The sequence below is a fragment of the Candidatus Falkowbacteria bacterium genome, assembly GCA_026396835.1.
Lineage (GTDB): Bacteria > Patescibacteriota > Patescibacteriia > Patescibacteriales > Patescibacteriaceae > Patescibacterium.
In genome coordinates this window covers 36,576-61,215 of record JAPLWA010000004.1, presented here as the reverse complement: position 1 = coordinate 61,215, position 24,640 = coordinate 36,576, and the positions used below count along the sequence as shown (strand labels likewise).

Annotated in this window: 16 protein-coding genes; 2 read left to right on the top strand and 14 right to left on the bottom strand. The window is 39.5% G+C overall.

The window, feature by feature from the left end; translation table 11 throughout:
- The 5 genes from NTY12_01310 to NTY12_01290 form a co-directional block, all read right to left on the bottom strand.
- On the bottom strand, window positions 1–990 hold the full coding sequence (locus tag NTY12_01310; GenBank protein MCX6792640.1) for a hypothetical protein: 990 nt from the start codon (window positions 988–990) through the stop codon (window positions 1–3).
- 13 nt (window positions 991–1,003) lie between these two features.
- Window positions 1,004–1,999 carry a hypothetical protein gene (locus NTY12_01305; protein ID MCX6792639.1) on the bottom strand — a complete coding sequence of 332 codons (996 nt, stop codon included), beginning with the start codon at window positions 1,997–1,999 and terminating at the stop codon, window positions 1,004–1,006.
- A gap of 20 nt (window positions 2,000–2,019) precedes the next feature.
- The gene (locus NTY12_01300) at window positions 2,020–3,090 is read right to left on the bottom strand and encodes a hypothetical protein (GenBank protein ID MCX6792638.1); all 1,071 of its coding nucleotides are present in this window, start codon (window positions 3,088–3,090) and stop codon (window positions 2,020–2,022) included.
- A gap of 71 nt (window positions 3,091–3,161) precedes the next feature.
- Entirely contained in the window at window positions 3,162–8,360 is a 5,199-nt protein-coding gene (locus NTY12_01295; GenBank protein ID MCX6792637.1) for an autotransporter-associated beta strand repeat-containing protein, read from the bottom strand.
- Window positions 8,314–14,685 carry an autotransporter-associated beta strand repeat-containing protein gene (locus tag NTY12_01290; GenBank protein MCX6792636.1) on the bottom strand — a complete coding sequence of 2,124 codons (6,372 nt, stop codon included), beginning with the start codon at window positions 14,683–14,685 and terminating at the stop codon, window positions 8,314–8,316. Before NTY12_01290 ends, NTY12_01295 begins: the two co-directional genes overlap by 47 nt.
- Before the next feature lie 215 nt (window positions 14,686–14,900).
- On the opposite strand from NTY12_01290, the gene NTY12_01285 reads away from it, so the two are divergent.
- Window positions 14,901–15,563, top strand: a complete 663-nt coding sequence (locus NTY12_01285) for a response regulator (GenBank protein ID MCX6792635.1) — start codon at window positions 14,901–14,903, stop codon at window positions 15,561–15,563.
- Between the two features lie 18 nt (window positions 15,564–15,581).
- A complete protein-coding gene (locus NTY12_01280) occupies window positions 15,582–15,863 on the top strand; it encodes a hypothetical protein (protein ID MCX6792634.1) in 282 nt (93 codons plus the stop codon).
- A gap of 64 nt (window positions 15,864–15,927) precedes the next feature.
- Here the strand turns inward: NTY12_01280 and NTY12_01275 are convergent, their stop codons facing one another.
- The 9 genes from NTY12_01275 to NTY12_01235 all read right to left on the bottom strand — a co-directional run bounded on the left by NTY12_01275 (window position 15,928) and on the right by NTY12_01235 (window position 24,639).
- Window positions 15,928–17,031, bottom strand: coding sequence for a prepilin-type N-terminal cleavage/methylation domain-containing protein (locus NTY12_01275; protein ID MCX6792633.1), 1,104 nt, complete (start codon window positions 17,029–17,031; stop codon window positions 15,928–15,930).
- 98 nt (window positions 17,032–17,129) lie between these two features.
- The gene (locus NTY12_01270; GenBank protein MCX6792632.1) at window positions 17,130–17,252 is read right to left on the bottom strand and encodes a hypothetical protein; all 123 of its coding nucleotides are present in this window, start codon (window positions 17,250–17,252) and stop codon (window positions 17,130–17,132) included.
- 58 nt (window positions 17,253–17,310) lie between these two features.
- Window positions 17,311–17,472: a hypothetical protein gene (locus tag NTY12_01265; GenBank protein MCX6792631.1), complete on the bottom strand. Its 162-nt coding sequence runs from the start codon at window positions 17,470–17,472 to the stop codon at window positions 17,311–17,313.
- Between the two features lie 27 nt (window positions 17,473–17,499).
- Window positions 17,500–18,951, bottom strand: a complete 1,452-nt coding sequence (locus NTY12_01260) for an ATP-binding cassette domain-containing protein (GenBank protein MCX6792630.1) — start codon at window positions 18,949–18,951, stop codon at window positions 17,500–17,502.
- Between the two features lie 156 nt (window positions 18,952–19,107).
- Window positions 19,108–20,079 (bottom strand): hypothetical protein, encoded by a 972-nt coding sequence (locus NTY12_01255; GenBank protein ID MCX6792629.1) that lies wholly within the window; start codon window positions 20,077–20,079, stop codon window positions 19,108–19,110.
- Between the two features lie 503 nt (window positions 20,080–20,582).
- On the bottom strand, window positions 20,583–20,975 hold the full coding sequence (locus NTY12_01250) for a hypothetical protein (protein ID MCX6792628.1): 393 nt from the start codon (window positions 20,973–20,975) through the stop codon (window positions 20,583–20,585).
- 164 nt (window positions 20,976–21,139) lie between these two features.
- Entirely contained in the window at window positions 21,140–22,357 is a 1,218-nt protein-coding gene (locus NTY12_01245; GenBank protein ID MCX6792627.1) for a sigma-70 family RNA polymerase sigma factor, read from the bottom strand.
- A gap of 9 nt (window positions 22,358–22,366) precedes the next feature.
- Window positions 22,367–24,229 (bottom strand): DNA primase, encoded by a 1,863-nt coding sequence (gene dnaG / locus NTY12_01240; protein ID MCX6792626.1) that lies wholly within the window; start codon window positions 24,227–24,229, stop codon window positions 22,367–22,369.
- A gap of 5 nt (window positions 24,230–24,234) precedes the next feature.
- A complete protein-coding gene (locus NTY12_01235; protein ID MCX6792625.1) occupies window positions 24,235–24,639 on the bottom strand; it encodes a hypothetical protein in 405 nt (134 codons plus the stop codon).
- Window position 24,640 lies beyond the last annotated feature (1 nt).

Genomic DNA, 24,640 nt, shown 5'->3' with positions numbered 1-24,640 from the left:
TCAGCCAGTCCATTGGGACGCTAAAATACTAAAATCAGCTAAATCAATTTTTTTATCTTTCTTTAGGTCGACTTTAACAGGCGGATTATCTCGCTTATACCAATAAGCCATAATTGAAAAATCAACTAAATTGACTTTACAATCTCCGTTAAAATCGCCGGACAAACCACATTTCTCTTTAACCGGCTCTTCTTCCGGAACTGGTTGACCTTTTCCAGCAACCGAGAAATTAACCGCTTGGCTAAAGTCAGAAATCTGACCATTATAAGCCGTTTTTGATTTAGCTTCATGAAGACCAACGTTTAATAAAGTTGTATCTAAATTATAAAGATATGCTCCCCCGTTGTCAGTACTTGTTTTTAAAAATAATCCTGTATCTGAGTTAACTGAAATAGTTACGTCGGATTGAGGGACACTGCGTCCAAAAATAATAAGATTCTCACCATAATTTAGCTGGCGCTTATTAAGATCAATTGTTGGTGCAATAAAAATTCCACTAACGGTTGTAGTGGCTCCAGCAGTTACAACTACTGGAACATTGAAAGAAGACTGACGTCCAAAAGGATCTTCGCCAACAATTAAGTAATTAACATTGCCTGGCGTGGCATTGGAAATACTAATTAAAAAAGCCGCATCAGGACCAGAAATCGTTCTAACAATCAAACGTCCATTTTGCAACAAGGATATATTACTTGAGGGATAAGCTCTGCCAATAAAAACTACTCCAGTTGTTGGTAATAGATTAGGATCAACTACCGGGGACGGATTGATGGTGCCGCCTCCTCCGCCACCGCCTCCTCCGCCTCCGCCTCCGCCTCCGCCACCACTTGTGGGACAACCACTAGCTGGACAAACCTCGGCAGATATATCAACTCCCAAAGAACCACTAACATTGATTGCTAATACTGGATTAGCAATCACTATAAAAATAAGGCTTATAATAGAAAACGGCGCGGCGACGGCCGCGCCGAAGAAAATTCTTCGAGTCATGTCAGAGTAAAAATTAAGAACGTGCGCGGCGAATAATCCACTTATTATAACGTTTGATAATAAAACCTAAGACAACGAGAACTATAATCAGGCCAACTAATTCAATTAGAAGAAGTTGCCAAGGGAAGACCCAGACAACAAAACTAGAGACAACTTTTTCTGACTTGGTGCCATAACTAATATCTAAATCAGCTCGGTAACGACCAAAAGCAAAATTATTCCATTGATATTTTGCGGCTTCAAAAAATCCAAGTTTATTTGACTGTAATTCCGGAACGATTGTTGAATCAGTTCCTTTCTGCCACCACAGTTCAAAACGACGAATACTGCGAGGCAAAACATTGCCTTGTCCTAAGTTAGCGTTAATAACTTTAGTAGACATGCCAAAGATATTTTTTATATTCAACGAGCCTTTAGGCATTACGCGATCGGCGCCGCTATTCTGGAAACGGTAATAAAAATTGACCGGCAAAGAATTATACCAGGAATTATTATCTTTAGTTTTAAATTCTAATAAAGCGCCACCTTCTTTAATGTCACCATTAACTCTGAACAAAAGAAGAGTGCCAACTCGAGCACCAATAGAAAGCTGATTTCCACTGATATCAGGTGGCGTTGTTGCTAAAAATATAGCAGCAAAATATCCTCCTGGCTCAGCATCAGCCGGAATATTAACAGCAAAATCAACTGTTTTAGTTTCTCCGGGAGCTATTGTTACTTCTTTAGGGGCTGTAATCCAACTCGCTAAACCTTCATTACCGGTTTTAAAGCTAGGACTACCGGTTTCACCCATTGGTTCAAAATTTTCAAAAACTGTGTACAAAGTTTTTGCTTCTTGCTCTTCATTAATAACCTTAAAGAAACCGCCAACTGACTTTCCTGGATCACCAGCTAACTCGACTCTGACTGGTGAAACAGTCATAGCCTGAGCTTGGAACAAAGGAACAGCCAATGTTAGTCCGCCGACCAAAACTCCCAGCAACAAACGGCGGAAAGAATGTTTATTCATATTTAATGGCGTAATAGCTTTTAGAAGCTACCAGTCGCTGTGTAAGTTAGAGTTGTAGTATAGCTACCTGCTTCAGTTGTAGCGGCAATGTTAGCTAAATAGGTAAGACTAAAGGTTGTGGTTGCTGATGGACCCGTGGCAGAACCAATAGGAGTCTGGGTAGTTGCAGTGGCCGTGTAAGCATACTGTGAACTTGTTGCGTAAGGAGCACTCGCGGTTCCAGTTCCACCGGCAGCAGCTACGTTAAGACCAAACTGTTCACTGTTGGTAGAAGATGCTGCGGAAGCAGGCATGGCGGTAATAGTATTACCACCACTAGTCAAAGTTGCACCCTGAACATAAACTGTATAGCCAGAAGTAGCATTAGTTGAAACCTGGACGTTATTTCCGACCGTAGGGGTTGTTGTACCAAGAGTATCACCAGTAGCATAATGAGCATTTGTTGAAGATAAGGTTCCGAAACCAATAGAGCTGTCAGACAAAGCAAAAGTTAATGTTGGGTCAACAGTAGCTGTTACAGAAACCTGGTCAAAGTTAGTATCAACAATCGCGATACCAGCTGTTCCTGAATCAACACCATTACCGGCAGCAACCGCTAAAGTAGCAGTTTGAGCAGTAGCAGGGTTAGTAATTTGAGTTGCACCGGCGCCACCGATAGAAGCATTGGAACCAATCTTGATTCTAACACAGTTTGTTGCAGCAATTGTGTCTGTGGCTGATGTAATAGTAATAACCTGGCCAACTTGAGCTACTCCCCAAGTAGTAGTAGCAGGAGAAGCGGCTAAAGTTTTATCAGTAAATGAGCCAGCACAAGTTGCAGCCGTAGCTACGTCAACGTTATTAACTGCAAAAGTACCCATAGTAAAACCAGAACTAAAAGTCAAAGTAATAGTTTGACCGGCAGCTACTCCGGTTGGAGTAACAAACTGAATAGTATGATCGGCTAAAGTGCTTGTCTTTAGACGGGTCAAATTGTCACTTAAGGTGGTTAGGTTTGCGGCTTGGGCATAGTAACCAAAATTAGCCATAACCATCACGAGTGATGTTATAACCAACGCATTAACAATGCGCTTTAACGAAGATTTCCTCATATAGTAAAATAAATTATTATGTGGATAAATAAATATACTCTTATTATAGCACACATTTAGATAGTCGTCTATTAAAAACCACCTACCGCGGTATAAGTTAAGGTCGTAGAATAACTTCCTGCGTTAGTTGTAAAACCGATATTACATAAATAACGCATAGAGAAAGTATCAGTTGATGCTCCTGCGGCATTTCCAATAGTACTTTGGTTACTTGCCGTTGCATCATAGCCATAGTTACTAGCATGTCCATAAGTTGAAGCAACTGTCGCTACTCCCCCGCTAACAGTAGATCTAATACCAAATTGCTCATTACCAGGATTAGAAGCGGCTGGCGTGTTACCAATTGCGGTAATTACATGTCCACCCGGACCAGCTAAAGGATCTCCTTGAACATATAAAGTATAGCCATAGGTAGCATTAGTTGACACATCAATGGTGTGGGCAATACTTTCTACGCCTGCACCAAGTGTGCTCGTAGCATAACGCGGCGACAACATCGTTAAGGTTCCAAAATTAATCGTGGCATTAGATAAAGACATAGTCATAGTAATAGAAGGCATAGCCCAGCATGTTCCATTATTTGTGTTGGTAAAATTAGTTGGATTCATATTTATTGAACCGGATTCACAAGCACTGTCTTTAACATCAAGCCAATCTAAAACTGCTGTTCCAGTTGGATGAATACGCCATTGGGTTGGACTAGCATCAGAATATAATTTTATAGCCGCACCACTGTGTCCGGTAACCGTAAATACTCCAGTAATATGAAAAATTGGTGAACCAGCGGTTTGGAAATCAACTTCTTTGGCGACAGTATGTGTAATAGTTAAATTATTAAAAGTTGTTGTGCCGGAAACTGTCACGGTATTGCCTCCGTTCATCAAAACAGTAGAAGAGCCTGCGGTAAAAGTTCCTGAGTTAGACCAACTACCAGCAATGGTAATAGTATTCGATGATGCAGTTAAGGTTCCGGCTGAAATAGCAAAATCTCCACCAACGTTAATTGTATTTGACGCTGCAACTGTTGCTGCTCCAACTTTAGTTAAGCCAATTGATGTAGCACCTGTAATAGTTCCGCTCAAAGTCAGAGTACCGGCGTCTGAACCTATCGAAGCATTTGAACCCAGGGTAATAGTTCCTTGATAAGTATTATCATTAACAATATTTCGTAAAGCGCCAGTATTAGAAACACCATTGCCATATAAAGTTAAAGCTTCTGCTCCGACTGTAATAGTTCCCTGAATCTGTAAAGCTCCGCCGGAATTAACAACCGTGCCAGCCGCCGTTGTGCCGAGCGACGCGGCATTCCGTACATTAATCGCTCCAGCATTAATCGTAGTTAAACCGGTATAAGTATTTGTAGCTGTTGTTAATATTAAAGTTCCGGATCCATCTTTAGTAAGCGTACCGCTGGTAGTACCGATAACTCTGGAAATCGTCGTATTACCAGATCCACCAACCAACAAAGAGTTAGTTGCACCGCTAATAGCCCCCGAAACAACGAGAGCTCCACTCTCAGATTTAATACGTGGCGTGATTGAGCTGAGCGTGATTGCTCCCTGAATCGTATTCGAATCACTAACATTTCGTATTGATCCAATACCACCTGCACCAGTACCGTTAATAGTAATTAATTTAGTGCTTGGTAAAGTAATATTATTTTGTAACTCCAAGGTAGCTCCAGCTGTCACTGTTGTAGTATGAGTAGTACCAGCAGCACCAAGAGCGTTGCTATTTTGCAAATTTAATTTACCAACCAACAAAGCAGCGGAAGTACTGGTAAAGGTATTATTACCAGACAAAATAACTTGACCACTGGTTGTCTTTGAAATACCAGCAGCCACAGCGCTACCTAATACTGCACTGATTGTTCCACTTTCAAGGGCGTAAGCAGCAGTCGAAGTTAGCGTAGCCGCTCCACCACTGTTAATAATTGATCCGCTAATTAAAGTGACAGCACCGATGTTAGTTTCATTAAAACCGCTAAGATCAAATGTTCCGCCAGCAACAGTAACGGCTCCAGTAGCTAAGGCATCGTTAACTCCATATTTTAAAGTTCCACCATTAATTCTCACTAAGCCTGTACTGAGATTCGCTGCACCTAAAGTCAGAATTCCGGAATCATATTTAGTTATAGTAATAGCCACGGCCGGAAAAATTCCGGAGAAAGTTGTTGGACCTGTTCCACTAATAACATAGTTAAAAGTTCCAGTTGGTGCACCAGCAAAAGTAATAAGTCCTGAGCCTGAATTTTGAATACGAGCGTTTGAACCAAGAGTCAGAACACCAAAAGTATTAGCACCTGAAGAGCTACTAGTTAATGCCCCAGCATTATTAATTCCGCTGCCGTTTAAAGTTAATGGCTCCCAAGTTGAAGATCCACCAAGAGTGAAAGTTGATAAATCAAGATCTGCACCAGCTGCAACAGTAGTGGCTCCGCCAATTGTACCAAGAGGCGTGTTCGTTACTCCACCGTTGGCTCCAAGTTGAACAGTCCCGGTGCTAATAGTAACCGCGCCAGTGAAAGCATTTTGCCCACCAAGAATAAGTAGACCTGATCCTTCTTTGGTGATTGCACCGGCGACGGCTGACCAAGCGCTGGCAGTAGTTTGTGTTATTGTTCCGGGTGAACTTACTAAGGTAAGCGCAAACGCGCCAGCCAATGCGCCACTGAACGAAAATGTTCCACTACCAAAATTAGTAATACGAGAAGCGGCTCCTAGAGTAATTGGTCCGCTGAAACTTGTCGGACTCGAGGAATTAGTTGTAATAGCTCCACGGTTATTTATTCCTGTTCCGTTAATGCTAGTTATTGGCTCAGCTGTAGATAGAGTAATTCCATTAAGATCAAGTATGGCACCAGAAGTAATCGCAGTTACGCCGGCAGTTGTTCCAAGTGGCGTATTACCAGCCGAACCAGCCGAACCGAGCTGTAAAGTTCCGGCGCTGATTGTTGTTGTGCTGGTAAAAGTGCTGGCGCCAGAAACGTTCCACAAACCCACACCGTTTTTCGTTAAGGTGTTTGCACCAGTACCAACAATACTGACAAGAGTTCCATTGCCAGAGCCACCAATTGTCAAACCAAAAGCACCGGAAATTGTGCCGGCATTTGTTACATTAATATCACCGTAGTTAGAAATAATCGTACTAGCACCTGCAAGAACAACCAGACCACTATAAGTAGAATTGACACTAGAAAGATTTTGTACGGCTCCAGCAGCCAACGCACCGTTCAAACTTAGACCTTCGGTTGTACCAAGTGTATAACCGTTTAAGTCAAGCGCCGAGCTAGCACCAACAACCAAGGTTCCGCCAGCGGTTGTGCCGAGTGGCGTATTAGTTGCATCACCATTAGCACCAAGTCGCAAAGTTCCGGCGTTAATAGTAGTTGTACCAGTGTAGGTATTATTACCAGAAAAAACTAAAACTCCAGCGCCGGTATCCTTAGTAATCGCAAAGGCACCGCTAATAACTGCTGAAACAACCACATCATTATCAACTACAGAATCACCAATGTTAAAACTTCTCGCAGCACCCAAACCAAGATTACCGCTAATTGTTGAGCTAACATTATTGTTAGCAGTAGTTGTCACTGTTCCTCCTAAAGTCAAAGTACCGCTTCCGCTTCTAACTGTGCCTGCGTTTAAGTTAAGCGCGCCAATTGTATCTGAATTACCATTAAGATCATAAATACCATTAACAACCGTGACAGCACCTGAAGAAATAACGTTACTAGCTCCATAAGTTAGCGTGGCATTATTTATAGTTGTTGTTCCAGTATAAGCGCCAGCAGCACTTAAAGTTAGATTACCAACACCACCTAAAGTAACAGTACCAGCTGCGTTAGTACCAAGAATTGCTGAGACTGTAGCATTAGCAGTAACGAGCATAGGCAGTTCAAGAGTTGTCATACCAATAGTCGTGTTAGCACCAGCAATATTAGTCGCACTATTAAGCAAGGTATTACCACTCAAGCTGGCCGTGGCTAAAGTAATTGTCTGCGCTGTTCCTGGATTAGTGACACTAAAATTATTTAAAATTAATGAATTGATTGATTGAGTAGAAGCAGCCGTGTCCGCACCTAATTTGACGTTACCATTAGCAGTGGCAAAATCAGTGGCATATTCACCGCTAAATCCAGCTTGGTTAAGTAATCTTAAACCGTTGGTATTTCCAACGTTATAAGTAACCATGTCTGAGCCAGTTCCGCTTAATGAAGTGTCGCCGAAGGCACCTTTAATAACGCTGATAGTTTTTGAATTAGCGGCACCTGCAGCACCAATTAAGTTTGTTCCAATAGAGGTAAACATTAGAGTCGAAATATTAGCAGCAGGATTAGTACCAAATCCAGTTCCTCTAAATAAAGCAGTCGAACCAGCAGAACGAGTTAAGCTGGCAAAAGTCATAGTAGTTGATCCACCAGCACCGGGTGTAATTGTTATCACATTATATCCCGTTGATAATGTCAGCGCTCCAGCTGTTTCTGAAGACAGCGCCGCCGTATTGCCGATAAAATTAAAATTTCCGCCGTTCATAGTTAGAGCCAACGCATCTCCAAGACGACTGGCCACGGCTGTTGAACTATTATCAAGTGTTAGAGTACCACCAAGGTTAACGGTAAAAGTAGCAGACGCAGCTGAACCAGATCCACTTAAAATAATAGCACCAGCATTAATTGTTACTGTACTACTAATAGTATTCGCCGCGGTCATTGTCACAGTACCTTGCCTATTTTTTACAAGAGCTATTGCTCCAGCAAGTACTGCACCGATAGTTCCTTTTTCAACTGTATAGGCAGTTCCAGTAAGAGTACCATTAGTAATAGTACCATCGACCAAGGTCACAGTTCCCACTGAATCAGTAACAGCGTTCATATTCCAAGATCCTCCCAATACAGATACGGCTGTGACAGCCAAAAGACCGCTAGCGCCATAGTTAAAATTTCCCGCTTCGATAATTGTGGCTCCAGTATAGGTTTCACTAACGTTGACGGTTAAGGTTCCTGCTCCATCTTTAGTTAATCCACCTGCTCCAGAAGCAACTCCAGTAACCAGAGTGATGTTTCCTGCGCCACCTATTCTCGTTGTACCAGCAGTGGCGATAGCTCCTGAAAGAGTTAACAAGCCGGCACCAGTATTTGTAATACGTGCATCAGATCCAATCGTAATTCCACCACTATAACCTATTCCGCTAGCTGAGTTATTTATTATTGCACCACCGTCATTAATTCCTCGACCGTTTCGGTTCAGCTGTTCCGATAGTAAAACCATTTAGATCAAGTACTCCCCCGCTGTTAACAGTTGTCGCACCGGCAATTACTCCAAGCGGAGTATTTAAAGTATCACCGGCTACTCCTAGCTTAATTGTTCCATTAGCAATCGTAGCGGCACCCGTAAATGTACTAGCACCAGAAAGCGTCCAAATACCAGTACCAATTTTAGTTAATGTCCCGCTGGTTGTTCCGAGAACACTTGTCAGGGTTCCGTTGCCAGATCCACCAATTGTTAAACCTAATCCGGCACCGGTAATCGTACCCGCTGCACTTAAATTTATATCGCCGTTGTTGGCAATAATTGTGCTAGCAGATCCTAAAGTTAAAAGTCCACTATAAGTTACAGCGCTAGCTGAAGTATTTGTTAAAGCACCAAGTGCAAAATCACCGAGTCCAAATCCTGTTCCGTTAATTGTTAATAGTTCAGCTGTACCAAGAGTAAATCCATTTAAATCAAGCATAGCACCAGCTGACACAAGGGTATTGTTACCAGCACCAGCAATGCCGAGTGGAGTATTAGTGGCTCCACCAGCGGCACCTAATTTAAGATCTCCAACGCTCACCGTAGTAACACCTGCATAAGAATTATTTCCTGAAAGAGTTAAGGTTCCAAAGCCATCTTTAGTCACACCAGTAATAGTGGATAGAGTTCCGGAAAAAGTTGAATCATTAAATCCTCCAATTGTCAGTACGAAGGCACCGGAAATATTGCTACTAATATTCATCACGCTAGCATCAGCGGCAATTCTCGCAGCTGCACCAAGAGTAATCGCACCGCTATAAGACACAGTAGTTGATGAACTATTCATCAAGGCGCCCATGTTACTATTTCCATTCGCAACAGTTGCACCTGAACCATAACCTAAACCATTCAAAGAAGTAATTGGTTCTCCGCTAGTCATTGAAAAACCATTTAAATCGAGCGCTCCAATTGTTGCAATAGTTGTTCCACCAACAGCGGTACCGAGTGGTGTATTAGTTGCGCCACCAGCTGCACCAAGTTTAAGAATTCCGCTAGTAATCGCTGTTACACCACTGTAAGTATTATCAATCGCTGTTACACCACTGTAAGTATTATCTCTTGTTAATAAGACAATACTATCAGCAGCCGTATTAGTCGCTATACGAGTAGTAGTTCCTGAACCAGCAATAATAGCGCTGACTGTCCCACTTCTAAGCTCAAATGAAGATCCGGTTAATACTCCTGCTCCACCAGTTATAGTTCCTCGCTGCATTATAACTGCACCGACAGTATCACTATTTGCACCCATATCAAGCGTTCCATTATTAACTGTTACGCCTCCAGAAGAAATAACGTTGCTCGCGCCATAGGTTAAAGTCACATTATTTACAGAAGTTAAACCAGTATATAAAGACGCTGTACTTAAAGTTACATTTCCTGTTCCGCTTAAGGTCAAGGATCCAGCAACAGCTGTTCCTATTACTGCTGAGACCGTAGAAGAAGCGCTCGCTAAAATATCTAATTCATTAGTTGTAATACCGAGAGTCGTATTAGCTCCAGCAATATTGTTAGCGCTGTTAATTAAAATGTTTCCGCTTAAACTCGCAGAAGCCATTGTTAAGGTTTGACCAGTCCCAGGATTAGTTACATCAAAACCATTTAAAATTAAGGAGTTAACTGATTGAGTTGTTGCTGCCGTACCGGCAGTTAATTTTACATTGGTATTAATAGTAGAAAAATCGGAAGCATATTCACCACTAAATCCAGCTTGATTAAGAAGTCTTAGACCATTCGTATTTCCGACGTTATATGTCACCATATCTGATCCGGTTCCACTTAAAGAAGTATCACCAAACCCACCTTTAATAACGCTGATAGTTTTAGAGTTAGCCGCACCAGCAGCACCGATTAAGTTCGCTCCAATAGTAGTGAACATCAATGTAGAAACATTGGCTGCCGGAGTGGATCCAAGATTTGTGCCTCTAAAAAGAGCTGTTGCTCCTGCGGTACGTGCCAAACTGGCAAAGGTCATAGTTGTCGGTCCACCAGCTCCTGGAGTTACAGTAATAATATTATGACCGCTTGTGAGCGTTAAAGCTCCAGCTGACTCTGAGGCATCAGACAAACTATTACCAATATAATTAAAATTTCCACCGTTCATGGTAAAAGCAGATGATGATATACGATTCAATAAATCAGTTGCACTATTATCAACCGTCAAGGTTGCACCTGAGTTAATCGTCACAGCCGATGACGGAAGAGTGCCGGCTCCACTTAATATAACAATACCATCGTTGATAACCGTAGAACCGGTAAAGTTATTATAACCACCGAGTGTTAAAGTTCCGGCGTCATTCTTAACAAGCGAAGCTGACGTTGCCCAAATAGGAGCCGAAGTTGTTGTCGTAACATTTCCGGCGCCGCTCACGGTCAACGCAAAAGAAACAGCCGAAATTCCTTTCTGATCAATTGTAAGAGTGGTACTGGAATCAGAATCTATAACAGCAGCGGCCGCAAGCGTAACAACACCTGTTAAAGTATTATTACCTGTCGCATTGTGAATGGCTCCGGTATATAACATACCAGTTCCTGAGATGGTAATATATTCTGGAATCGAAAGACCACTACCATTTATAAGAAGTGTTGCACCTGCCGAAACAGTAGTTATACCATCGATAACGCCCAAAGCCATGCTGTCTCTAATATCAAGAATACCAGCACTCACGGAAACAGCGCCGCTATAAAGATTAGGTCGAGTTAAAATAACCGTTCCTGGTGTTGATTTAGTTAAAGCTCCACCGTCGCCGGCAATGATGGCACTAATTGTTCCGCTATAAACAGTAAATGTAGCACTACTTAAAACTCCAGTTGAACCAGTGATAGTTGGGTTTGATAAATCTCCAATCAATCCAAGCGTAATTGTTCCAACCATATCAGAGTATGTTGCTATATCTAGTGTTCCATTATTAACCGTAATAGCTCCCGATAGAATTGCATTGTCTACGCCATATAAAAGAGTCCCACTATTGATAACCGTTGTTCCAGTATATGTATTTGGAAAATTATATTTTAATGTTCCAGCGCCATTCTTAGTCAAGGTAGCACCGGCAATAGCGAGCGGTGACATATCAAAAGTAATATTGCCCGCCCCATCAATATTAAGGTTAAAGGTACCAGTCACACCACCAGTAAGACTAAGCGTGCCTGAGTCAGAATCAATTTCAGCTCCACCAGCCACTAAAGTAATCAATCCAGCAAAAGAATTGTCACCGCTAATATTTCGGAGAGCACCACCACCTAAAACTCCAAATCCTCTCAATGTCAGCGCTTCATAGCCGATATTTATTCCATCTTGTAACTGCAATTCAGCTCCACCAACCACGGCAGTTCCGGCGGCAATTGCTCCAAGAGCCTCAGCATGTCTTAAATTTACAATTCCAGCGTTGATCGTCGTTGCTCCGGCAAAAGTGTTGGCGCCAGAAAGAATAAGTTTACCTGTTCCCTCTTTGTTAAATCCACCAGCTCCACCAATCATGCCGCTAATCGTTAAAGTCTCAGCGCTATTGGTTATAAAAATATTTCTAGTGGCATCAAGTCGAATATTAAGACTAATTGTATTTCCGCCTGATGCTACGCCGTCAGTAATTCCGGCAACTCCCTGCCCTAAAATAATATCGTTACCAGCTAAAGTATAACCACTGCCTAAAAAGGTAATCGAGTTAAATATTGTATTTTGAATCAAATCATTAGTATTCGAAAGATTAGACGCACCATTAGGGAAGACTAAGTTGTCACCAGCGCCAGGTACGACTCCGCCGGACCAGTTTCCACCATTAGACCAATTACCATTAACCGCTCCTGTCCACGTGGCGGTTAAGGAGTCAGAAGCGACTTGCCATTGACCAGCTTCTTTAAAAATCAATTTATCATCAGCTCCAAATAATCTTTGCAACCAATTAACTGGATTGGAAAAATTTAGAGGACCTAATAAATACACTTGAGGCGAAATTTTTGCACCCTGATATTCATAACTTAAATCAATTGTTTGTCCGGCGCTCAAACTCTTTTCCCAGATAATATATTTTTTTCCATTCTCTTCTTTTTGTTTAGTATCATCAGTCTCGGTAACTTTCATGGAGACTGGAACAGTTTCAACAATGACACCATTAAAATCTTGATTCGCTTTCACTTTAAAATTCATCACGTATTTTGATAAGAATGGATTGATTCTAGTCGCGCCAATTCTTTCAACTTCAAAGGGTAAAGAATCTTTGACTTCAAAAGAATCTTTGATCTCATAAATTACTGAACCATTATTTGGATCAATTTTTTGTAGAGTCATGTCATAAACTCCTGGATCACCAACTTGGTAATGAGCAAAATAATCTGGATTATCAGTTATGTTATTTACGCCACAGGTTTTACTATATTCAATTGTGCCGGCGCTAGTAGAAAGTTCTGTCTCAGTTTGTAAATTTACATTGGTTATTTTTAATTTAAGATTGGCATCACAGATCGTATTTCCGGTATCACTAAGAGTTCCCATTTGAAGATAAGCATCTTCTTTAGGTAAGTAAGTTGACTTGTTGGTGTTAATCGCTAAAACTCCCCAGGTAAAATCCTGGCTAGAAACAAAGACTAACCTACCTCTCAAAATTTCTACATCCATTTTATATTTGCCTGGTAAAAAATTGTCAGATGGTGTAGGCAGACTAATACTTATAGCTCCATTTATTTCTTCGATTACTGGCTGAAGTTCTGCCTTTTCTCCCTCGGGATCAAAAACATCAGACTTAATAACCTTAAAGTTTGCTTTTGTTATAGGTGCTAAAGCTGGAGCTTCAGTTGATGTAGGCGCAACAGTGTCAGTTGGTATTGGAGCTACAATATCAGTGGGCGTTGGTGCGGCCGTGTCAGTTGGTATTGGAGTTACAGTATCAGTAGCGGCCGGCGCTGGAGTGTCAGTCGGAGCATCTACTGGTAATGTGGCAGGTATTTCAACTGGAGCCTCAACAGGAGCTACTGGCGCAGGGTCAATCGCATCTTGAGCAAAAGCAGTTAGGACGGTTTTTTTTAACCAATCTCCGCCAAGTATAGAAATAAGCTTTCTTAATTGTGTTGCATTTGAAGACGGTTCTTGTAGTGGATCTGCTGCAGGTGGGGTCACTTCTGGTTGGGTTCCTGGATCTGTTTTAGTATCTGCCTTGGGTAGTGTTTCTGGTGCTGGTTCAGGGATTGGCCCTGGAGCTGGTTCAGAAGCTGCCTTTTGCTCATTAATAATCTCTGTAGTCTTAGCATCTAACACGGTATTATCGACTTCAAATTTTGGTTTTTCGTCAGCCCGAAAATCTTCTTCTGTAGGCTTAAAAACATTATCAATTCTAACTCTTGGTAAATTATCAATCTCCCCTTGGCTAAGTTCTTGAGATGATGGCTGATATTCAACGTTCAACCACATAGCATCAAGATAAATTTTAGGTGCATTATCAATTGTCGGCAAAGTTTGAAGAGCAACTTGAATTTTTTCTAAATCAGCAAAGCCAGAAAGAACTCCAGTCGGTATTTCAAAGCTTACAGAATTATTTATATCAGAAGCATAACCAAGCGTGTCCCACTTAGTGCCGTCAAGCGTATAGCGAACTTCAACAACTGATCCTTCAGGGATAATAGGTCGATCTGACGAGACTGGCTCTTCAGCGCTTACGGCAGCCGGATCTACTACATCTGAGCTTGTGACTGGTAATACCTGTGATGGATCATTCTCCTGAGCGTGCGTTGATGTGAAGAAAAAATTTTTCAAAAAAGAAGATTCTCCTGATGGAGATACTTCAAGAGGTGCTTGATTAGCAGGTTGTTCATTTTGATTTGATTCAACATTTGATCCTTGAGCTGGTACTTCGTTAACAGATGCTGGCCCCTGATCGATTGATGGACTTATGTCTATCACATTTTCAAGATGATTAGTCCAAGAAAACTTAAGTATAACTTTTTTTGGAACAACATCTTGAGGGACTTCTCCTCTAAACCCTCCGCAACGTATTTGTGCAATAGAATTTGAAATTGAGGCTGAGTTAAGATCACTGTACTTATCAATACCACCCTCTATAATATTAGGTGCACCAACTGCTTTATCAGAATTTTCCCAACCGCCGTCACATGAACCCGAGAAAAAGGGTGTAACCTCGGCTTCGATTTTCTTCACTCGTGTAAATGGGTAAATAATCAAAGCCAATAAAACAAGACCGCCAACAACAAAGCGGACTTTTTTTGAAATAAACAATGAGCGAGAAAACTTAACCGGAATTAGCTCTGGTTTAGTTGATTTTCTTTTATATGTTTTTCGGGGCAACTTAGCGGGCATGAAAATATTGAAGTAAGGTCTAAAAAATTAGGAAAACAACGCAATCCCCAAGTGACTTCGTTATTAAAATTATAACATAAAGTAAAGACCCAAGCGAGCAAAATATGCTATTTTTATTAGCTTAATATAATAATTGACAAAAGCACAATTACTTAGTAGTATGTAAACTTAAATAGCACATTAATAAACTTAAACTAATACGAGAGGAAAATTAAATGGGGAAAACCATTGGAATAAGCACGAGCGGAGCACCAGGGGTGCCAGAGTTGAACAATGCAATACTAGTAATATCACCATACAATATTACCGGAATTACAAAAACAATAAGTAGAAGGACGGAAAATAACTACAATGTTATTGAAACCTTTAGTGGAAAAGATGCCCTGGAAGTTTTCAACACGGTACGACCAGATATAATTGTAGTTAATGTTTTTATGGATGATTGCCCGGGCAAAATACATGAAAGCGCACACATAATAAACAGCGTCAGGAAGATAAACCCAGCAGCTTTGATAGTCACTACCTCAAGTAAGGAGGTAAACGAAGCATGCAGGAAAAAAATGATTGGCTTAGGCGCCAATATGTACATTCCGGGCGAAATATTAAAAAAAGCAATTCATCTAATAATAAAAAGTTACGAAACAATTATTTCCTGGGATGAGAAATATTTTGGAACTGATAATGACAGGGAGAGCGAACTAATTAAATCATTTCATTATCTTAACCAGCAATATTTTAGATCATATTTTGAAAATAACCCTAGCGAAGAGCTTATAACAGTTAGCCCACGAAGGTTGAATAATATGATCCACACAAAAGACCCCAGAGAGAAAGACGACTATTTTATCTACTTATCAAGAAATAATTTTATTAACTAATAAAATTTATAACTATTAATGGAGAAAAAAAAGAGGAATGGTAAATTAGAATTTACCTACACAAAAGCTACAAGTGGCAAAATTTGCGAAGCCAACGCAGAGGGCTGCGGGATACATGTATCAAGAGAAGTTTCTCTTAATGATCAAAATTTCGTTGAGCCTAAAAAAATATGCAAAAACATAAACTGCTCAAATAAAGCAAGAGAAATACTGCAAGAAGAGTACAATAAAGAAAAGAAAAAAGCGGAAGGTGGAAAGCAAAAAATTCACCAAATAGAAGTAACAACAAATTTATACTGATTTTAATAAAGCCGACGATATTACTTCGCCGGCTTTTATAATATATAAAAAGTAAAACCTTGAGCTAATCCTTTACACAACGAACTGAAAAACCAAATATTTTCCTATCATCATCACGATTAACTTTAGCATCTCCGTTGTTTAAATAACGACGATAAGACTCATCACTGTCATCAATTAGACTGGTCCAAAAATTTGAACGATTAACATCATGTGTAAATTGTCCATTATTTCCACGATAACCAGCGGGCAAGGCCGAGAAACCATAATCATCGGTGCCGTCCCAGGCTGGCGTTACTGACTTTAATTTAGTTGAAGCTGGAGGACAGCCGTGATCAGGATCGCAATTAGCATCACCACTAACAAATCTAGTTAAAGTTGTCCACTCAGCATCACTTGGAATATGCCAGCCGGTTGGACAAATACCTTGATGAGTTGAGCTAACTACACAAGGCGAAGTTGCGGTGTGATTGTCGCAAGTCGCTGCAAAAGCCATGGCTGTATGCCATTGATACAATCCCCCATCAGTCGTACAGTTTGCCGGATCATCATCATAACAATATTTTTGGATTGTTCCGGCGTTAGCATCAGCTTGATCAAGCACGCCATTAACGCGTGTACCAACATCTAAATTGTTTCTAAACCAGCATTGAGTACCAATTTGTACCGTATGATAAGTTCCACCGGAATAAGCTAAATCGTCGCCGCAAGTAGAAAACTGACTACTACCACTGCCTGAACTTCCACCAGTAGTGCCTAATGGTGTTGCAATATTATTACCAGAATTCAAAGCAGTCGTTTGCCCTTCTAAGCAAAAAGAAATTGTATAAGAAGTTCCACTATTAACTTGAGTATAAACATAATTTTGATTAGACAAACAATCACTATTAGTTTTTGGTAAAGGATTAGACGGAACCTTGCTTAAATAAGTTATGTTACCATCACTTATAGCGCCGCCCGGCGTTACCTCTGCTGGGTAAACTCCATTATAACTAAAATACAATTCAAGCGCTGATTGAACTTGTTTAATATCAAGCACGCGTTTTAAATCTCTGGTTTTAAGACGAACCGCTGAAAGACTAAGAATAGAAATGCTAACTAAGACACCTATAATTGCTATTGTTACCAATAGTTCAATGAGTGTAAAACCTGAGTTTTTATTTTTTATAAATTAAGCCTATTAATGCTTACTATAATTATAGCTTATTTAAGAAATTAGTGTTAATCAAAAAACACCCCTGCATTTGCAGGGGCGTTTTTATTAAACTATTTATGCTTCTTCTTGGCGGCTTTAGCTTCAAGCATTACGCGCTTAACTTCAAGGCGCTTCTTAGTCTTATGAGAATTAGACTTCTGAATTTTGCCTGGGCCAGTACTTCTTTTAGACATATGAATGATTTTTATAAATAAGTCTTATCTTAACTTGTTATTAAGATAAAATCAAGTATTAATTAAGAAACTTGTAAGACAACCAGATGCCTAGAATTCCGCCAATTGCGCCGGAAATAATTGAAGTTAATGAAAAAGCGCTAACTCCAAAAAATGTGGGAGCATAACTACCAATTACTGAGCCAACTATCATGCCTAACATTATAAATTTCTTATCCATATATAATATTATAGCACAGAAACAGGCTTATATTTTTTTCAAATCTAGTTCGTCATCAACCCTAATTTCACTAACAAATTCGCTCATGTGGCTTACTAAAATAATGGCGCCTTCATAATCATTAATCGCTTTAGCAATTACCGGAATGTGGCGGAAATTAATGTGATTAGTTGGCTCATCTAAAATCAACAAACCTGGTTTCATTAAAACTAAACGTGCAAAAGACAAGAGCCCTTTTTGACCTTCAGATAAAGCTGCGACTGGATGGCCCATTAGTTCTCCGGAAATTAAAAAGCCAGCAGCGATTGAACGCATATCTTGTAAGTCATAACCATCAGCCATAGCGCTTTTCAAAGAATCAAACACTGTTTGTTCAAAATTAAGAGTGGCAAAATCCTGACTATAATAACCGACCCGAACGCCTTCTAAAATTACAGCCCCTTTATGATCGTCTGATATTAAAGAACGAAGCAAAGTACTCTTCCCCATTCCATTTGGACCAGTAATTAATAAGCGACTTCGTTTACGTAAAGTTTTTTCAACTGGTTTATCAATCGCTTCATGATTAACAATAACTTTAACTGAACTTATTCTAACAATTTCTCCGTTAATATCCTGACAAGGAATTTCAAAACTACGAATCGTTTTATCTTCACGTCTAACGTCGACTTTATTTTCTTCTAACTCCTCAGTTTCATCTTTTAATTTTTTTGCTAGCTTACGCATCTTACCACCTTTGTTGGCAAAGAAGTTAACCTTTTCTTTTCGATCCTGAATAACTTTTTCCAGTTGTGCATTTTTCATTTTCTCACGTTCGATTCGTTTGTTAATTTCTTCAACCACGGAAAAATAGTCACCAACATAGCTTTCAAGTTTATGTGTAAAGACATCAAGATAAAGCACTCCTTCAGTAAAACAATTTAAGAAGTCAGCGTCGTGTGAGATAACAATAACTGTTTTATCATACATGATTAAAAATTGAATCAAGTGATCGATTCCCGCTTTGTCTAAATTGTTAGTCGGTTCATCTAGTAAAAGAATGTCAGGATTTTGAATCAAGGCAAAAGCTAAAAGCAAGCGAGCTTGTTGCCCACCTGACAAATCACCTACCCGGCGTTCAACAGGCACGTCAAAATTAACCGCGTCCATAGCTTTACTAATCCTGCTCGCTAAGTTGCCGGGTACGACTTCAAAGGCTGAAGCAAAATATTGTTCAACTGTTAAATCGAAGTCTTTGCGCGCTACGGCCTGAAGCGCGGTGCCAATAGTGGCATTGTTAGTCGTTAAGACACGGCCATCTTTAGGTTTGTATTCACCACGGATTAAGCCAAAAAGTGTACTTTTGCCAGCACCGTTTTGTCCCATCAAAGTAAATTTAGCGCCGCGGCGTAAACTAAAACTAGCCGCCTCTAAAATCGGTTTCTTTTCTAAATATTCAAACGTTACGTTATCAAAACGCAAGATTACTTCTTCGGCCATAATAAAAAAATAAAAGCCATTAGGCTTTGTAGAAAATGAGTTTTTAAGCTCATCGTAACCACCTGCATAATAGCTGTTTAAAGCACTTATGTCAAATATACTCAGAAAGTAAAAACCCCACTTTTTGGTTATAAGTGGGGTCCCATTAATGAAAATTTACTTCAATTTTGCTTTTTTTAATTCTTCGAGCCATAATACTTCTTCATCCGCTAACTGCCTAAATCCAAACTTTGCGGATATAAAGGACTTGTCATCATTTTTAATGATATGACGGACAAAAAGCTCCTTTACTGTTTCTTTAATCAGCTTTCTCATTTTATAGCAACATTTAGGAAAAATTGCGCAAACATAACCAGCGCCACTCTGAGAACACCTGACTTCATCGACAGTGTAATAGGTATTCAGTCCATTATTAATAATAATATCTTGAATATGTTCCCTGATAGAATCAGTATGATAAGGGTAAACGTTATTAAAATCCTTATCAACAATATTCGGTAGTAATTTAATTATGTCACCGTCATTATCCCTGAGTTCTTCAAGATAGGAAAGATATGCAACTGAAGATAAGCTGATTTCATCACACCATCTCTTAAGATTTTCTTCAGTGATAATCGAGACAAAATTATTACGACCCCTCACTAGAAAGCCGAGAGCCGACCATCTCGAAAGTTTAGAATACTTTTTGTTCTGAAATATTTTCTTTAAGGTCTCTGGAAACAATATGTTATCCATACCGTATCCATTTCCATTAAGAATCGCACTAATAACTTTCTCTGATAACGCGTTATCACAAACAAGATTGTTAACAGCTTGTTGCATTATAACTTTTGTAGAAAGTGATAGCTGTGAAAATGTATTAAGAAACATATAGACCACTTCCGCGCTATGATCACTACTGTGAAGAACGATTGGTAGATGATACTGAATCTCTTCAATATATTTATCATTATTATGACCATATAGTTTTTCTGTATCAATTCTATCATTTTGAAGACTTAATTTTATGAGCACGAGAAAAATTGTTTTCCAATAGTCCACCGCCTTTATTTTGTCATAAAATTTTACGAGCTTTAAATAAATAGAAGCGTCTTTAGCTTCCCTTGTTTTTTTGTTAACAATCTTCATTTCATTGAGAAGAGACTGAGGGAGTTTAGTTAGTTTTTCCATGTGATTTAATATTAAGATTAACAATAAGGTTAATTACTAATTCCACCTAAATGCTAGATGAATTTAATAATTAACCCAATTAATCTTATTTTGTAAGGTACAAAGTAATATAAAGAATTAACATAATATTTTATTTTTGTCAATAGATAATCCAGGTTCATTTAATAATTAAATAAAAAAAGTAGAGACGTCCGCCGACTCGGCGGACGTCTCTACTTTTTTTATGCTCCGGGGGTGGGATTCGGACCCACGACCAATTGGTTACACTTATCCTCTGATTACTCAAAGGGATGGACTATATCATTCCGCTTAAATAAGCGGACAAGGCGCTTCCTAATTTATAAAAAATTATAAAAAAGTACTTCCTCTCCTCCTTCGCATAAAGCTTCGGAGGATACAAACGGAATAGTCTCTACACCTGCCTAATAAAATTATTAGGATTGGCTCGGGATTACCCTTATTTATAGGCTAAGGGCTTCCCCGAATTCACCTTGTTTTTCAACCACAATCACTTGTGGAAGCTGCGTTATACCTTCGTGAACTTCACGATGACAATTTGCACATAATAAAATGCATTTATCAAGCTCTTCTTTAATAGCTTTCCAGCTTCTGGTATAACCAGAGGCTGAAATTCCAAAATCTTTTTTAGATGATTCCATGTGATGAAACTCTAAAGCTTGAAAACATTTATTATAATTGCAAATAGAACACTGATCACCTTTATATTTAAGAGCTGTTTGTCGTATAACTTTACGTCGACGACTAACTGCATGCTTTAAATAATCAGCTCGATCAGCATATACCCTTCTATCTTTTTCATAAAATATATGATAGATAAAGAGGGACGTGTTCACAGCCAACTGCTCTACCGCTGAGCTACCCCGGAATAATCCTGTACTAAAGCTATGGATTAATCACCCTAAGCTAAAACAAAGGGCTTAAATATGATAACAAAACCACACAAAAAAGCAAGGCCTCAGCTAAATGAAGCCTTGCTATTTAAAAATATAATTGATACTTAGTAATCTCGCAATTTCTTGATCAGAGAATGCTTTTGAATCTTTTCTAGGGTCTTATATTCAATTTGGCGAATACGTTCACGAGTAACATCAAACTCAGCACCCACCTCCTCTAAAGTGTGAGACACACCATCAATCAAACCAAAACGCATTTCTAAAATCTTTTGTTCACGTGGTGTTAGCTGAGAAATAATTTCTTTAACATAATCTTTCAAAAGCTGTAAGGCAGCGGAACGGTCTGGTGTAACATTTTTAACATCCTCAATAAAGTCTTCGAGAGTGGAGTCTTCGTCATCTTCACCAACTGTTGTTTCAAGCGAAATTGTATCTTGAGAGATTTTAATAATGTAGCGAACCTTATCAATTGTCTCATTCATTTCAGCAGCAATTTCTTCTGGTAATGGCTCACGTCCTAAGTCTTGAATTAACTGACGTTGAATATGCTGGAACTTGTTAATTGTTTCAACCATGTGAACGGGAATACGAATGGTACGAGATTGGTCGGCTAATGATCGAGTAATGGCCTGACGAATCCACCAAGTCGCGTAAGTTGAGAACTTATAACCTTTACGATATTCAAATTTTTCTACGGCACGGAACAAGCCAATATTTCCTTCTTGAATCAAATCCAATAGGCTCAAACCCTTAGACCCTGCAAATTTTTTAGCAATCGAAACAACTAAACGAAGGTTAGCTTCAATTAGTTTTCTCTCAGCGTCTTTGTCGCCGCGTTCTTTTCTCTTAGCTAGTTCGACTTCTTCTTCGGTTGTGAGCAATGGCACTTTACCAATTTCACGCAAATACATTTGAATTGAATCAGCTGATAATTCAGAAATATCAAACTTCAAACGATCTTTGTCACTACCTAAAATAGAAGTAAGCTGTTCAGCTTTTCTAACATTAGCATCCGCGTCTAAAAAGCTGCCTGAATCTTCAACAATACGAATACTGTTTTTCTGTAAGCGTTCTAATAATAGTTCAAATTCATAAACATAAAACTCAACACTAGGCAGGGCTTGTAAAAGCTCTGTCTCAGTAACAAAACCACGTGGTCTAACTTTGGCCACTAAATCATCAATCACTTTGTAGTCTGGTTTAGCACCAGTTGACTTAGTTAGGACTGGCTTAGCTTTAGTGTGGACTATTTTTTTAGCTACCACCTTTTTTCGCTTAAGCACTGGTTTTTTCATTATCTTTTTTTTAGGCTTTGTAGCCATAATTTAAAATTATTCAACCGAAGAAGACAGCTGACGCACTTCTTCTGCTAGATCATTAAATTCCTTCAAAAGAGTATCGAGTCGTTCATCTCGTTCAACGCTTGAGTTTTGTGATTCCATTTCGCCAATCAATTTGGCGACGGCTTTCATGCGTCGGTTAAGATAAGAACGTCGAAGCTCATTTTGAATTCCTTTAATAGCAGAATTAGCTTCTTCGGCTTTAATGTCTGAAAAGTTTTTTTCAATTAAAATAGCGAGTCGATCCAATTCCTGAATATCGCCCGCCGTAAATCCTTGCTTGGATAACCAAGTTCTAAATTCGCCATATTCGAAAACAGGTGCTCCGTCTTCAATATGAGCAATGTTCTTATTATAATAGACAACGAGCTGTCTGTAAAGTAATTGGCTAGATTGTCCCATTATCTGCTCTGATGGAACATAAGGACTAATAGCTGGGATTAAATCAGGGAAAGCAACCAATAAAGCGACTAATTGTTCTGATAATATTTCTTCGCGGTTGCGTGGCACCTGTTCAGCCTTTGGTGCGACTTTTTCAATAACACTAATCTTATCTAAAACCTTTGATTTATTAGCCGCAGCCATAGCTTCATGTAGAAAGTGCTCCCCTACGTCAACTGCCTGGCTTAGTTTTTTCAACCAAAAATCTTTTTCGATTATATTAGCAATGCGGGCGACGCGTGGTAAAAACTTTTGTACAATAGCGCGGCGTCCAGTCGCGGTTTCACTATCATTGGCGGCTAAAACTTCTTTAAGATAATATTGCATGACTGGCTCAGCTGAACTTAAACTATTTTTCCAACCGTCTAAATCTTTGCGAATACATTCATCTGGATCTTTTCCGGCTGGCAGACTAACAGCCAAAGCTTCTAACTCAAAAGCAAAAGCTTGTTCGCTGCCGCGATCTAGAGCCTGACGTCCAGCTGGGTCCATATCAAAAGCAAAAGCTACTCTATTCGCATAGCGCTTTAAAATCGCCGCTTGCTCAATTGTTAAAGCTGTCCCTGAAGAAGCTACTACATTGGTAAAACCAAATTGATGAGCGGTTAAACAATCCATCTGTCCTTCAACGACAATTGCTAGATTACCTTCACGAATTGCCTGCTTAGCTTTATCAAGTCCAAACAAAACTTTTCCTTTATCATAAACAGCCGTTTGTGGACTATTAACATATTTACCTTGGCCTAAATCTCGCTTTTCAAATTCTGGTAATAGTCGGCCAGTAAAACCAACGACATTACCGTTAACTTCTCTGATCGGAAACATTATTCGACCTCGAAAACGATTATAACAACGCCCGCCTTCATTACGATCAATTGCTAAACCTGACAAAATAATTTCTTTGTCAGTAAAACCTTTTTGCTTTAGAAAAATAATTAAGTCATCCCATGAATCAGGCGCATAACCAATATTCCAATCACGAATAACATCTTCACTCAATCCCCGACCAGCAACGTAATGTCTGGCCTGACGTGAGTTAACATCATTAATAAATGTTCGATGATAAAAATCAGTCGCTTGTTCAAGAATATCAAGAATGCGATTACGCAAAGATGCCTCGGGTCCACTTTCTTGCTTCAAAACTATGCCAGCGCGCGGCGCCAATAACCTGAGAGCTTCAACAAAAGTTATCTTCTCAATCTCCATAACAAAAGAAAACAAATCTCCGCCACGACCACAACCAAAACAATGCCAAACTTGCTTAGTCGGACTTACGGTGAATGAAGCAGATTTTTCATTATGAAAAGGACAGCGCGCTAAAAAGTTTAAGCCGGCTGGTTTTAATGGCACGTACTGTCTTATAACTTCAATAATATCGAGTCGTGATTTTATTTCGTCTGATGTATTTAACATAAAAACTAATTGTTTCTAAAAAGATTGGAAAAACGACGTGCTCGTCCATCATCATTATTTTCTATTGGACTATCATTTTTTGGTCGAGTTCTAAATGCCGAAGGCGATGGCTTGCCTATTAAAGATTTCAAACGGTCTAACTCCTGCTTAACTAGCGGGCTGTCATATTCCCCGCTATGAGCTGAGGTACCTTCGTAACTCGCTTGCTTTTGATCAAGGTGTGCATTAAAAATTATTTTATCTACCTCTTCATTAACGTAAATATGGAAACGAGGATAATTATTATTTCCAAAAGGTCGCACAAAACTATCCTGACCTGTTTTTCTATTAGGCATGTAAGAATAGCCTGCTAAACGTAAAAAGTTATGGTAGGGCGTAGACAACTGGCTTTGATCAATGATTAATCTCATG

Excerpts from the sequence above, each read along its gene's own strand:
- NTY12_01310 (MCX6792640.1), bottom strand. The coding sequence starts at position 990 with ATGACTCGAAGAATTTTCTTCGGCGCGGCCGTCGCCGCGCCGTTTTCT.
- NTY12_01305 (MCX6792639.1), bottom strand. The coding sequence starts at position 1,999 with ATGAATAAACATTCTTTCCGCCGTTTGTTGCTGGGAGTTTTGGTCGGC.
- NTY12_01300 (MCX6792638.1), bottom strand. The coding sequence starts at position 3,090 with ATGAGGAAATCTTCGTTAAAGCGCATTGTTAATGCGTTGGTTATAACA.
- NTY12_01295 (MCX6792637.1), bottom strand. The coding sequence starts at position 8,360 with ATGGTTTTACTATCGGAACAGCTGAACCGAAACGGTCGAGGAATTAAT.
- NTY12_01290 (MCX6792636.1), bottom strand. The coding sequence starts at position 14,685 with ATGCCCGCTAAGTTGCCCCGAAAAACATATAAAAGAAAATCAACTAAA.
- NTY12_01285 (MCX6792635.1), top strand. The coding sequence starts at position 14,901 with ATGGGGAAAACCATTGGAATAAGCACGAGCGGAGCACCAGGGGTGCCA.
- NTY12_01280 (MCX6792634.1), top strand. The coding sequence starts at position 15,582 with ATGGAGAAAAAAAAGAGGAATGGTAAATTAGAATTTACCTACACAAAA.
- NTY12_01270 (MCX6792632.1), bottom strand. The coding sequence starts at position 17,252 with ATGTCTAAAAGAAGTACTGGCCCAGGCAAAATTCAGAAGTCTAATTCT.
- NTY12_01265 (MCX6792631.1), bottom strand. The coding sequence starts at position 17,472 with ATGGATAAGAAATTTATAATGTTAGGCATGATAGTTGGCTCAGTAATT.
- NTY12_01260 (MCX6792630.1), bottom strand. The coding sequence starts at position 18,951 with ATGGCCGAAGAAGTAATCTTGCGTTTTGATAACGTAACGTTTGAATAT.
- NTY12_01255 (MCX6792629.1), bottom strand. The coding sequence starts at position 20,079 with ATGAAGATTGTTAACAAAAAAACAAGGGAAGCTAAAGACGCTTCTATT.
- NTY12_01245 (MCX6792627.1), bottom strand. The coding sequence starts at position 22,357 with ATGGCTACAAAGCCTAAAAAAAAGATAATGAAAAAACCAGTGCTTAAG.
- dnaG (MCX6792626.1), bottom strand. The coding sequence starts at position 24,229 with ATGTTAAATACATCAGACGAAATAAAATCACGACTCGATATTATTGAA.
- NTY12_01235 (MCX6792625.1), bottom strand. The coding sequence starts at position 24,639 with ATGAGATTAATCATTGATCAAAGCCAGTTGTCTACGCCCTACCATAAC.